The 12,332-nt window shown below is 74.1% G+C and carries 9 protein-coding genes; all 9 read right to left on the reverse strand.

Going from position 1 to position 12,332, the window contains the following annotated elements; translation table 11 throughout:
• Positions 1-3: 3 nt before the first annotated feature.
• Entirely contained in the window at positions 4-1,290 is a 1,287-nt protein-coding gene (gene ftsW / locus ACWDXC_RS23745) for a putative lipid II flippase FtsW (protein ID WP_449985427.1), read from the reverse strand.
• Positions 1,287-2,666 (reverse strand): UDP-N-acetylmuramoyl-L-alanine--D-glutamate ligase, encoded by a 1,380-nt coding sequence (murD, locus tag ACWDXC_RS23750; protein WP_449985430.1) that lies wholly within the window; start codon positions 2,664-2,666, stop codon positions 1,287-1,289. Before murD ends, ftsW begins: the two co-directional genes overlap by 4 nt.
• Positions 2,651-3,706: a phospho-N-acetylmuramoyl-pentapeptide-transferase gene (mraY, locus tag ACWDXC_RS23755; RefSeq protein ID WP_219502300.1), complete on the reverse strand. Its 1,056-nt coding sequence runs from the start codon at positions 3,704-3,706 to the stop codon at positions 2,651-2,653. The genes murD and mraY overlap by 16 nt, the downstream gene beginning before the upstream one ends.
• A complete protein-coding gene (locus ACWDXC_RS23760; RefSeq protein WP_219502298.1) occupies positions 3,703-5,127 on the reverse strand; it encodes a UDP-N-acetylmuramoyl-tripeptide--D-alanyl-D-alanine ligase in 1,425 nt (474 codons plus the stop codon). The genes mraY and ACWDXC_RS23760 overlap by 4 nt, the downstream gene beginning before the upstream one ends.
• Complete coding sequence (locus ACWDXC_RS23765) at positions 5,124-6,656, reverse strand: UDP-N-acetylmuramoyl-L-alanyl-D-glutamate--2,6-diaminopimelate ligase (RefSeq protein ID WP_449985433.1); 1,533 nt, start codon at positions 6,654-6,656, stop codon at positions 5,124-5,126. Before ACWDXC_RS23765 ends, ACWDXC_RS23760 begins: the two co-directional genes overlap by 4 nt.
• Before the next feature lie 40 nt (positions 6,657-6,696).
• Positions 6,697-8,427, reverse strand: coding sequence for a peptidoglycan D,D-transpeptidase FtsI family protein (locus ACWDXC_RS23770; protein ID WP_449985819.1), 1,731 nt, complete (start codon positions 8,425-8,427; stop codon positions 6,697-6,699).
• 1,115 nt (positions 8,428-9,542) lie between these two features.
• The gene (locus ACWDXC_RS23775) at positions 9,543-10,421 is read right to left on the reverse strand and encodes a hypothetical protein (protein WP_449985436.1); all 879 of its coding nucleotides are present in this window, start codon (positions 10,419-10,421) and stop codon (positions 9,543-9,545) included.
• Positions 10,405-11,376, reverse strand: coding sequence for a 16S rRNA (cytosine(1402)-N(4))-methyltransferase RsmH (gene rsmH, locus ACWDXC_RS23780; protein WP_449985439.1), 972 nt, complete (start codon positions 11,374-11,376; stop codon positions 10,405-10,407). The genes ACWDXC_RS23775 and rsmH overlap by 17 nt, the downstream gene beginning before the upstream one ends.
• 222 nt (positions 11,377-11,598) lie before the next feature.
• Positions 11,599-12,030, reverse strand: coding sequence for a division/cell wall cluster transcriptional repressor MraZ (gene mraZ / locus ACWDXC_RS23785; protein ID WP_219507284.1), 432 nt, complete (start codon positions 12,028-12,030; stop codon positions 11,599-11,601).
• Positions 12,031-12,332: the final 302 nt, after the last annotated feature.

Here is a 12,332-nt window from a genome sequence, read left to right on the forward strand (position 1 = left end):
TCCCTAACGTCTGTCTCGGCGTCTGCTCGTACGCCCCAGGCCAAGCCAGCTTAGGCCCCGGGCGGCCGGTCCGGGGCCACGTGCGGCCAAGGCCTCGCGCGCTCCGGGCTCCCGTTTGGCGAACGACAGCAGCATGCCCAGCGCGGCCAGCGTCGGCAGCAGCGCCGAGCCGCCGTAGGAGACCAGCGGCAGCGGGATGCCGGTGATGGGCAGCACGCCGAGCACGGCGCCCATGTTGACGAGCCCCTGGCCGACGATCCAGGCCACCACGGCGACCGACACGAGCCGGACGAAGGCGTCGTTGACACGGGTGGCCACGCGCAGCCCGGCGTAGCCGAGCAGGCCGAACAGCGCCACGACCAGCAGCGTGCCCATGAGCCCCAGCTCCTCGCCGATGATGGCGAAGATGAAGTCGCTCTCGCCGTGGGGCAGCCACGACCACTTCTGCCGGCTGTTGCCCAGCCCGAGCCCGAACCAGCCGCCGGAGCCCATCGCGATCTGCCCCTGCACCGCCTGGTAGCCGGCGCCCTGCGCGTCGGCCCACGGGTCGAGGAAGGAGCCGACGCGGGCCATCCGGTACGGCTCCACCCGGATCATGATGATCGCGGCGAGCATGGCCAGCGCCAGGATGCCGCCGAACAGCTTGACCGGCGCCCCCACCACCCACAGCAGCGCCAGGAAGATCATGAGGAGCACGATCGTGGTGCCGAGGTCGCTGCCGAGCATGACCATCGTGGCCAGGATCGCGGTGCCGGGCATGAGCGGGATGAGCATGTGCCGCCACTCGATGCGCCCGGCGCGGGCCCGGCGCGCCAGCAGGTCGGCGCCCCACAGCGCCAGCCCGAGCTTGGCGGGCTCCGACGGCTGCAGGAAGATCGGGCCGAGGTCGAGCCAGCGCTGCGCGCCCAGCTCCGACCGGCCGAAGGCGAGCACCAGGATCAGCGCGATGATCGACAGCGCCATCAGCGGGTAGCCCGCCCACCGGAACACCTTGTACGGCAGCCGCGTGCACAGCCACATGACCAGCACGCCCAGCGCGGCCGACATCGACTGCCTGATGAACCAGGAGAACGGGCTGCCGGTCTTGTGCATCGCCTCGATGCTGGAGGCCGACAGCACCATCATCAGCCCGAGCGCGAGCAGCAGCGTCACGCACCCGATGATCAGGTAGTAGGTGGTGAGCGGCTTGCCCAGCAGCTCCCGCAGCGAGACGAGCTGCTCGCGGGCCCAGCCTGACGGCTCCTGCGTGGCGCGCGAGCGCTGCTCCTTCTCGGAGGCCGGCGCGCTCACGTGGCCGCCTCTAGCCCGCGTACGGCACGCGCGAAGGCCTCCCCTCGCGCCGGATAGTTGGCGAACATGTCCAGCGACGCGCCCGCCGGGGACAGCAGCACGGTGTCTCCGGGGGAGGCCAGCCGGGAGGCTTCGGTGACGACTCGGTCCATCACACCAGTGTCTTGGCCGGAGATGTCCACGACGGGGACATTCGGCGCGTGTCGCGCGAGAGCTTCGGCGATCCGGGCCCGGTCGGCGCCGAGCAGCACCGCGCCGCGCAGCCTGGGGGCCGCCTGCCGGACGAGCTCGTCCACGTCGGCGCCCTTGAGCTGGCCGCCGGCCACCCACACGATCGACGGGTAGGACGAGAGCGCGGCGGCGGCGGCGTGCGGGTTGGTGGCCTTGGAGTCGTCGACGTAGTCGACCTCGCCGACGCGGGCCACGTGGGCCAGGCGGTGCGGGTCGGGCGTGAAGTCGCGCAGGCCCTGCCGTACGGCCTCCGAGGAGACGCCGAGGGTGCGGGCCAGCGCGGCGGCGGCCAGCGCGTTGGCGACGTTGTGCGGCGCGAGCGGGCGCACGTCGGCCAGCGTGGCGAGCTCCTCGGCCGACTCGGCCGGGTCGGCGACGAACGCCCGGTCGACGAGCAGGTCCTCGACCACGCCGACCTGGCCGGGCCTGGGCACGCGCAGCGTGAAGCCGACGGCGCCCGGGTAGGGGGCGGCCAGCCGGGCGACCTCGGGGTCGTCGGCGTTGTAGATCACGGTGCCGGCCCGCTCGTACAGCCGGCCCTTGTCGGCCGCGTACGCCTCCATGGACCCGTGCCAGTCGAGGTGGTCGGGCGCCAGGTTGAGGATCGCGGCGGCGTGCGGGGCCAGCGTGGAGGACCAGTGGAGCTGGAAGCTCGACAGCTCGACGGCGAGCGCGTCGTACGGCTCGCCCACGGCCTCCACCACGGGCACGCCCACGTTGCCGACGGCGGCGGCCTTTCGCCCGGCGGCGAGCAGGATGGAGGTGAGCATACGCACGGCGGTGGTCTTGCCGTTGGTGCCGGTCAGCGCCAGCCAGGGGGCGGCCCGGCCGGGCCGCAGCCGCCAGGCCAGCTCCACCTCGCCGACCACCTCGACGCCCGCGTCGAGGGCGGCGGCGATGAGCGGGTGGTGCGGCGCCCAGCCGGTGGTGACCAGCCGGGTGACGCCCTCGGGCAGCTCCAGCGGCCCGAACCTGACCTCGACGCCGTGCCCGGACAGCTCGGCCGCGGCGGCGAGCTGCCGCTCCCCCTCGGCCGACTCCACGACGACGACCCGCTCGCCCCGCGCGGCCAGCACGCGGGCGGCGGCGGTGCCGGAGACGCCGAGCCCGGCGACGCAGGTGAGGCTCATCAGCGCGGCATCCATTCGAAGTAGAACAGGCCGAGCCCGAGCGCCGCGCACAGCCCGGCGACCAGCCAGAAGCGCACCACGATCGTGGTCTCGGCCCAGCCCTTGAGCTCGAAGTGGTGCTGCAGCGGCGCCATCCGGAACACCCGTTTGCCGGTCATCTTGAAGAAGCCCACCTGGATGATCACCGACATCGTGATGACGACGCAGAGCCCGGCCAGGATGATGAGCAGGAGCTGGGTGCGGGTGGCGATGGCCAGGCCGGCCAGCACGCCGCCGAGCGCGAGCGAGCCGGTGTCGCCCATGAAGATCTTGGCGGGGGGCGCGTTCCACCACAGGAAGCCGACCAGGGCGCCGAGCACGGAGGCGGCCACCACGGCCAGGTCGAGCGGGTCGCGCACCCAGTAGCAGTTGGGGCCGAGCTGGTCGATGCAGTTGTTGCGCAGCTGCCAGTTGCCGATCAGCACGTACGCGCCGAGGACGACGCCGGTGGCGCCGCTGGCCAGGCCGTCGAGGCCGTCGGTGAGGTTCACCGCGTTGGAGAACCCGACGATCATGATGAGGACCCAGATGGTGAACCCGACGATGCCGATCGACGGGCCGAAGTCACGCAGGAACGACAGCCTTGGCTCGGCGGGCGTGATGTCGTAGATGTTGGGGTTCTGCGTGACCAGCACCGCGAAGATCGCGCCGATGATGAGCTGGCCGAGCGCCTTGGCGCCGCTGCGCAGGCCCAGGGAGCGCTGCTTGTAGATCTTGATGAAGTCGTCGAGGAAGCCGACGGCGCCGAGCCCGGTCATCAGGAACAGCACCAGCAGTCCCGAGATCGTCGGCTTGGCCAGCGTGGCCAGGTGGGAGGCGCCGTAGGCGAGCAGCGAGGCCAGCACGATGACCGTGCCGCCCATGGTGGGGGTGCCACGCTTGCCGTGGTGGCCGGACGGGCCCTCCTCGCGGATCTCCTGGCCGTAGCCGCGTCTGGAGAACAGCCGGATGGCGAGGGGGGTGCCGAGCATGGAGAGGATCAGCCCCACCGCGCCGGCGATGATGATGTCGGTCACTGGGCGGCACCCCCGAGCAGCAGCTCGGCCGTGCGTTCGAGACCCATGGCCCGGGGGCCCTTGACGAGCACGACGTCGCCGGGCCGCAGCCACCGGCCCAGCTCGGCCGCCGCCGCCTGCGCGTCGGGCACGTGCGTGATGAGCGGCGGCCCGCCCGCTCCCGGGGGCCCGCCCGCCTCGGCCAGCCGCCTGGCGGCCTCGTGCGCGCCTTCGAGCACCGGCCCGGCGTCGGCCCCGGCCACGACCAGGCCCGCCAGGCCGCTGCCCCCTGCCAGCCGGCCGAGCTCGGTGTTGAGCTCCTGGCTCTCGTCACCCAGCTCGCGCAGGGCGGCGATGACGGCGAACCGGCGGCGGCCCCGGCCGAGCGCGGCCAGCGCCTCGAACGCGGCCCGCATCGAGTCGGGGTTGGCGTTGTAGGCGTCGTTGACGACCGTGACGCCGTCGGGCCGGTCGGTGACCTCCATCCGCCACCGGCTGCGCGGCTCGGCCTGCGACAGCTCCTCGGCGATGGTGGCGACCGGCAGGCCCAGCTCGTAGCCCGCCGCGGCCGCGGCCAGCGCGTTGTCCACCGCGTGGCCGCCGTACAGCTTGAGCCTGACGGGAGCCGCGCCCGAGGGGGTGCGCAGCGTGAACGCGGCGCGCCCGCGCTCGTCCACGGTGATCTCCTCGGCCCGCACGACCGCGTCCTCGGAGCGGCCGAACAGGGTGACGCGCGCCTGCGTGCGCGAGGCCATCGCGCGCACCAGCGGGTCGTCGGCGTTGAGCACGGCGACGCCGTCGCCCGGCAGCGCCTCGACGAGCTCGCCCTTGGCCTTGGCGATGGCCTCCTTGCCGCCGAACACGCCGAGGTGGGCGGTGCCGACGTTGAGCACCACGCCGATCCGCGGCGGCGCGATGCGCGCCAGGTCGGCGATGTTGCCGATGCTGCGGGCGCTCAGCTCCAGCACCAGGTAGCGGGTGGTGGCGTCGGCCTTGAGGACGGTGAGCGGGTGGCCGATCTCGTTGTTGTGGTTGCCGGCGGGCGCGATCGTCGGGCCGATGCGGGCGGTGAGCCTGGCCAGCAGGTCCTTGGTGGTGGTCTTGCCGGCCGAGCCGGTCACGCCGATCACGGTCGCCGAGGGCAGCGCGGCGGCCTGCGCCGTGGCCAGCTCGGCGAGCGCGGCCGTGGCGTCGGGCACGATGATCGCGGGCCCCTCCACGGGGCGGCCGGCGAGCACCGCGACGGCGCCGGCCCGCAGCGCCTGCGCGGCGAAGTCGTGGCCGTCGACCCGGGCGCCCTTGTAGGCGACGAACAGCGATCCCGGCGCGGCTTCCCTCGAGTCGATGACGACGGGACCCCGCACCACCGCGCGGGGGTCGGCCATGCCCGACAGGGCGCCCGAGGTGATCTCGGCGATCCTGGCCAGAGGCAACGGGATCATGCGTGCTTCCTGCTTTCCTTGCGTGCGTCGATCGCGGCGGCGACCACCTCCCTGTCGTCGAAGGGGATCACCTCGCCTGAAACGTACTGGCCCTGCTCGTGGCCCTTGCCGGCCACGACTATCACGTCACCGCGCCCGGCCCGGCCGACCGCCAGGTCGATGGCCGCGGCGCGGTCGGGCTCAATGATCACATGGGCGCGCTCGTGCCGGGGAACGCGGAGCGCCCCCTCCATCATGGCGGCCAGGATGTGCAGCGGGTCCTCGGAACGGGGATTGTCGCTCGTGAAGACCGCCACATCGGCCAGCCGGGCCGCGGCCTCGCCCATGAGCGGCCGCTTGCCCGAGTCGCGGTCGCCGCCGCAGCCGAGCACGACCGTGAGCGTGCCGTCGGTGACCTCGCGCAGCGAGCGCAGCACCGACTCGACCGCGGCGGGCTTGTGCGAGTAGTCGACGACGGCCTGGAACGCGTCGCCGGAGCCGGTGACCCGCTCCATGCGGCCCGGCACGCCCGTCAGCGTGCCGACGCCGCGCACGGCGTCGGGCAGCGGCGCCCCGGACTCGACGAGCGTGACGATCGCGCCGAGCGCGTTGGCGACGTTGAACGGGCCCGGCAGCGAGATCCGCGCCCGCGCCTCCACGCCGCCCGGACCGGCCACCAGGAACTCGCTGCCGTCGGCGCCCAGCCGGACGTCCAGCGCCCGCCAGTCGGCCTCCGGGTCGCCCAGCGCCGAGAACGTCGTCATCGGCACCTTGGCCACGTTCAGCAGCTCGCGGCCGTAGGCGTCGTCGAGGTTGGTGACGCCGCAGCGGCTCAGCTCCGGCTGGAACAGCTTGGCCTTGGTGGCGAAGTAGTCGTCGAAGTCCTTGTGGAAGTCGAGGTGGTCCTGCGACAGGTTGGTGAACAGCGCCACGTCGTAGAAGACGCCGTCGACCCGGCCCAGCGCCAGCGCGTGGCTGGAGACCTCCATGGCGGCCGCCGTGACGCCCTGCTCGCGCATGAGCGCGAACAGGCCGTGCAGCTCGGAGGCCTCCGGCGTGGTCAGCCTGGCCTCGAAGCGCAGCTCGCCGGCGTGGATCTCCACGCCGCCGACCAGGCCGGCCGTGTGCCCGGCCGCGCGCAGCCCGGCCTCCAGCAGGAACGTGGTGGTCGACTTGCCGCTGGTGCCGGTCACGCCGAGGACGGTGATGCCGTCGGCGGGCCGGCCGTAGACCCAGGCCGAGACCTGGCCCAGCACGGCGCGCGGGTCGGGCACGATCAGCACCGGCAGGCCGGTGGCGACGGCCGCGTCACGGCCGCCGGGATCGGTCAGCACCGCCACGGCGCCGCGGGCCAGCGCCTCGGCGGCGAAGTCCGCGCCGTGGGCGCTGGCGCCCGGCAGGGCGACGTACAGATCTCCGCGCCGCACCTGGCGGGAGTCGATGGTGACGCCGGTCAGCGCGGCGCGCGGCGAGCGCGCGGTGCCTGAACCGGCGTCGAGCATGGTCGCCAGCCCGGTCAGCGGGCGGGGCGGACTGCTCGTTGGACGCATAGACGACGGGGGACGCACGGCGGCAGCGTACCTTTCCCCGTCACTGTCCCGCGCGTGTCCGCACCGGGGAGGCGGCGGAGCCTGTGGGAGGAATCTTCCTGCTCTTGATGGCGAACGTCATCACATCCTTGAACACCGGCGCGGCCAGCTGCCCGCCGAAGTGGCCGTTCTTGGGGTTCTGCAGCACCGACAGCACCACCAGCCGGGGCGCGTCGGCGGGCGTGAAGCCCACGAACGAGGCGGTGTAGCCGTCGTAGCGGCCGAGTTCGGCATCGTAGCGGTTGGCCGTGCCGGTCTTGCCCGCCACCCGGTAGCCCGGGATGGCGGCGAGCTCGCCGGTGCCCTCCGCGCTCACCGCGGCTTCGAGCATGGTGCTGATCTCCTTGGCGGTCTCCTCGCTGGTCACCCTGGTCTGCTTACCAGGAGGAGCGGGGACGAACCTGCCCGCCGCGTCCGTCGTGCCGGCGACGATCTGCGGCTCGATCTTGACGCCGCCGTTGGCGATCGTCTGGTAGACGCTGGCCATCTGCAGCGCCGTGACCGAGACGCCCTGCCCGTAGGCGACCGTGCAGCTCTGGCTGCCCGACCAGGTCTTGTAGTCGGGCAGCAGCCCGGCCTCCGCGCCCGGCACCCCGCCGCCCGGCCGCGTGCCGAACCCGAACGCCTTGAGCATCTCGTACAGGCCCTGGCTGCCGACCTTGCGCGCGGCCATGACCGTGGCCACGTTGCTCGACTCGGCCACCGCCTGCTGGAAGGTCATGTTCTGCGGCGGGTGCGGGTGCGCGTCGCGCAGCACCCGGTCGGCGCACTGGATGTTGTCCTTGACGTGGAACACCGTGCCCGGCTCGACCACCCCCGCCTCCAGCGCGGCGGCGGCGGTGATCACCTTGTTCGTGCTGCCCGGCTCGAACACCTCGGCCGCGGCGCGGTTGACGTAGTGCGACTCGGGCGCCTTGCGCCAGTTGGCCAGGTCGAGCTCGGGGGCGTTGGCCATGGCGATGATCTGCGCCGTGCGGACGTCCATGACGATCACGGTGCCGCTGCTCGCGCCCGACTTCCTCGTCTGCTCGGCGATCGCCTTCTGGGCCGCCCACTGGATGTCGCGGTCGATGGTCAGCCGCACGTCACGGCCGTCGACCGGCGGCGTGCGCTGGCTGCTGGTCATCGGGATGCGCAGGCCGTCACGGCCCGTCTCCATCCGCACCTCGCCGTCACGCCCCGCCAGCACCGAGTCACGGGCCTGCTCCATGCCCGCCAGGCCGCTCTTCTCGTCGCCGACGAAGCCGATCAGGCTGCCCGCCAGGTCGCCGCCCGGGTAGACCCGCCGGTACGTCTCCGTGGCCGTCAGCGACGGGATGGGCTCCTTCAGCAGGCGGGTGGCCACGACCGGCTCCACGTCCCTGGCCAGGAGCTGGTAGCGGGTGTCGACGCGGGCCAGCTTGGCGGCCAGCTCGCGCTCGTCCTTGCCCAGATGGCGCGCCAGCAGCGCGGCCACCTTCCCGCGCACCTCCTCGGGCACCTTCGTCGGGTCGATGGCGATCTCCCGCGCCTCGACCGTCACGGCCAGGTCGTGGCCGTTCACGTCGGTGATGGAGCCGCGCTTGGCCTGGATCTCCTCCGTCTGCTGCCGCTGGTCCACCGCCGCCGCCTCGTACACCTTGGAGTCGAGGCCCTGCATCTGGATCAGGCGGCCGGCGAAGATCGACAGCACGAACGTCATGCCGATCAGGCCGATGTTGATCCGCCGGCGCGGGTTGCCCAGGCGCAGCACCAGCGGCGGCCTCGGCGGCACGGGCGGCCGCCCGCCGCCCTGGCGCGGCCCCCGGGGCGGCGGACGGCGGCCGCCGTCCTCGCGGGCGCTGCGGTAGCCCTCCCCGCCGTCGCGGCCCCGGTGCCCGTCGGAGCCGTCGCGCGTGCGTCCCCTGGGGCTCTGGCCGGCGTCACGCGACGTCCGCCTGGCGCTCCCGGGGGCCTCCCGTCCCCGCTCCGCCGGGCTCGGCCTGCGCCCGCCCCCGTCGGCCCGCCGGTCGTCCTGGGGGGCGCGGCGGTCGTCCGGGCCGGGGCGGCGCTCGTCCGGGAACGGGCGGCGGCCGCCCGTGGTGGGGCGCCTGCCCGGCGCGTCCTGCCTGTCGCCCCGGCCCCTCGGCCGGTCGTCGCCCTGGGGTCCGCGGCTCCTCGGCCGCTCGCCACCGTCACCTGCCCGCCCGCGGGCCACATCGCCACCATCCTGCCGGGCACGCCCACGCGTCCCCGGCCCCTCGTCCTGCCGGAACCTGCCGCCCGGCCCGTCCTCACCACCATCACGGGAGCGCCCCCCGGAGGGCCTTCGGCGGGCCCCGTCGCGCGGGCCCTCGCCGTCGTCACCCCGCGACCGCCCCCTCGGGCCGTCACCGGCTCCGCCGTTCCGTCCCTCCCCGCCACGACGGGACCGGCCGCCCGGGGCGTCACCCCGATGCGACCCGTCCCGCTCACCCCGGGAGCGACCTTCCGGGACGTCACCCCGGGACGGCCCCTCGCCGTCGCGGCGGGGGCGGCCCCGGGAGGCGCCGTCCCGGGACGGCCCGTCCCCGTCACCTCGGGAGCGGCCGCCCGGGGGGTCACTCCGGGACGGCCCCTCGCCGTCGCGGCGGGGGCGCCCCCTGGAGGCGTCGCCCCGGGACGGCGGGGTGTCGTCGCCGGGCTCGTCGGGGGTGAAGTCGCGGGTGAAGGGGAGGTCGAACGGGTCGGGCCGTTCGCGGGGCTCGTCCGGCGGCGCGGGGCGGGCGGAGGTGTTGCGTCCCGCCCGTCCCGGGCCGCCCGGCGTACGACGAGCGGCGCCGGGCCCTCCGTGAGAGCCGGCGCCGCCTGGGCCGCGACCGGGACCTTGACCCCTGCCGCTGGTGCCGCTCACCGCCCCTGGACCGCCTGGCCGGGCTCGGCGGTGTAGGGGTCGACGCTGTCCCACGCCGGGCGCATGCCGAGCTCCTCGGCCTGCCTGGCGATCTCCGTGGGCAGCTTGCTCTGCTCGTTCTTGCGCTTGAGGTCCTCGTTGTGCTGCCGCTCGCTGGCGATCTCGTCCACGAGGGTCGAGGCGGTGATGGAGTCCTGGGCCAGCACGGTGTTGAGCAGCAGCAGGCTCACCAGGCCGCCGCAGAGCAGCCCGACGACGAGCAGCACGAACGGGGCGCGCTGCCGCCGTGCCGGGCGTCGCCGGACGGCGGGGCGCGCCTGCCCGTCCAGCCCGCCGGCGACGCCGCGTCCGCGGTCGGGGCGGGGCCTGCGCGTGCGGGGGTCGGTGCCGGGCCGGGTGCGGGTGGCGCCGGCGGCAGACCGCGGGGCGGCCTCGGTCCTGGTGCGGCCGGCGCGCTCGGAGGCCGCGCCGGCGGACCGCTCGGCCGCCGTCCGCCCCGTACGCTGCGCGCCGTCGGACGCCGTGCGTGCCGTGCGCGCCGCGCCGGAGCGCTCCGCGTCGGCGGCCGTCCGCCCAGGGCGCTCGGCGCCCGTACGTCCCGGACGCCCGGAAGCGTCAGGGCCCGGGCGGCCCGCGCGGTCGGCGGCCGGGCGGGGGGTGCGGGATCTGGTGTCGGGCGACGGGCGGGCGCCGCGGGCCGGGCGCGGGTCGGTCTCGGGGACGGGCTTGGCCGGGTGCGGGACGTCGGGCCGGCGCCTGCCGGTCTTCGGTCCGGCCGCGGCCGCGGGCGTGCTCCCGGCCGCGGGACCGGTCGTGGGCACAGTGCCGCGGGCGGGCGCGCCCCGCCTGGTCTCCTGCTCAGTCCTGGTCGTCAACACGGATCCTCTCTGCGGCCCTGAGCCGGGCCGAAGCCGCCCGCGGGTTGCGGGTCAGCTCTTCTTCGCTCGGGAGCTCGGCTCCCCTCGTCAGGAGGCGGAACCGCGGCTGGTGAGCCGGCAGCGGGACGGGCAGCCCGGGCGGGCTGGTGTCCTTGGTTCGCGCCGTGAGGACCTGCTTGGTGAGCCGGTCCTCCAGGGAGTGGTAGGAGAGCACGACGACTCTCCCGCCGAGCGCCAGCGCGTCGAGGGCCGCGGGCAGGGCCGCCTCCAGGGCGGCCAGTTCCGCGTTGACCTCGATGCGCAGCGCCTGGAACGTTCGTTTGGCGGGGTTGCCCCCGGTGCGCCGGGTGGCGGCCGGAATCGCCTCGCGGACGATGTCGGCCAGCCGCTTCGTCGACGTTATGGGGTCTTTGGCCCGTTCCTTGATGATCAGGCCCGCGACACGCGGGGCGAACCTCTCCTCGCCGTAGACGCGCAGGATGCGGGTCAGCTCGGCGGCGGGGTAGGTGTTGACCACGACCTCGGCGGTGAGCTCCTGGTCGGTGTCCATGCGCATGTCGAGCGGGGCGTCGTAGGAATAGGCGAAACCGCGCTCGGCCTCGTCGAGCTGGGGCGAGGAGACGCCCAGGTCGAACAGCACCCCGTCGACCGTGGTGCGCCCGGCGCGGGCCAGCACGGCGGCCATCTCGTCGGACGAGGCGTGGACGAGCGTGGTGCGCCCTGAGTAGGGGGCGAGCCTGCGCGTGGCGTGGCCGATCGCGAACGGGTCGCGGTCGATGCCGATGAGGTGCAGCGCGGGGTGTGCGGCGAGCAGTGCCTCCGCGTGGCCGCCGAGGCCGAGGTTGGCGTCGACGACGACGGGGTCCGGGCCGGTGAGCGCCGGAGCGAGCAGCTCCAGTACGCGCTCGAGCATGACCGGAACGTGACCGCCCTTGGCTGCGTCGTCGTGCATCTCCAAACCCCCCTCTCGCGTCCTGGCTCGCGGATGACGCGGCCGGTCGATGTGTCCGTCCTGCAAAGGGTCCCCACCCCGGTGCCGTCCGGCCAGGTCCCCATCCGCACCCTCTTCGTGGACGCCTGCCATCTGACACCGGGGAAGGTGCATCAGCTGGCCGGCAGTGGTTGCGGGTGGAGACCTCGCCGAACGACATCTCCGACGGCTCGACCGTGACTTCTAGAGAATCCCTGGCAGCACCTCCTCCGACAGGTCGGCGAACGCCTGCTCCTGCGCGTTGAGGTAGGTGTCCCAGGCCTGCGCGTCCCAGATCTCCAGCCGGGTGTTGGCACCGATGACCACGCAGTCACGCTGCAGGCCGGCGTACTGCCGCAGCCCCTGCGGGATCGTGATGCGTCCCTGCTTGTCTGGTTTCTCGTCGGACGCGCTGGCGAAGAAGACGCGGCTGTAGTCGCGCACCGCCTTGGCGGTGACCGGGGCGGTGCTGAGAGCCTCGGTTATGCGCTGGAACTCCTCCACGGGAAAGACGTAGAGGCATCGCTCCTGGCCTTTGGTGATCACAAGACCCTCCGCCAGCTCCTCACGGTACTTAGCCGGCAGGAACAGCCGTCCCTTGTCGTCCAGACGCGGTTGATGGGTGCCGAGGAACATCGGCCCCACCTCCCGTGCCTCGTGAAGCGCTCGGCGCTGGTGCACCGGGCCCTCCACTGCGCACCACCATACTCCACTTCTCCCCACCGTCAACTGATTCGAACCCGGTTCATCCGTCGTTTTCCACGCGTTATCGCAGGTCAGCGCGATGGGGTCGGGTGGGGGGCGGGGGCGGCCGCACGGCGGCCCGTGGGCGTGTCGAAGCGGGAAAAGCCCGGCGAATAACCGGCGGAGCCGCTAGAGGGGGCGGCGGTGGGGGAAAGTGGCGCGCCGCGTGGGGGGCGGTGTCACGGCATTCGCAC

The organism is Nonomuraea sp. NPDC003214 (genome assembly GCF_053590035.1).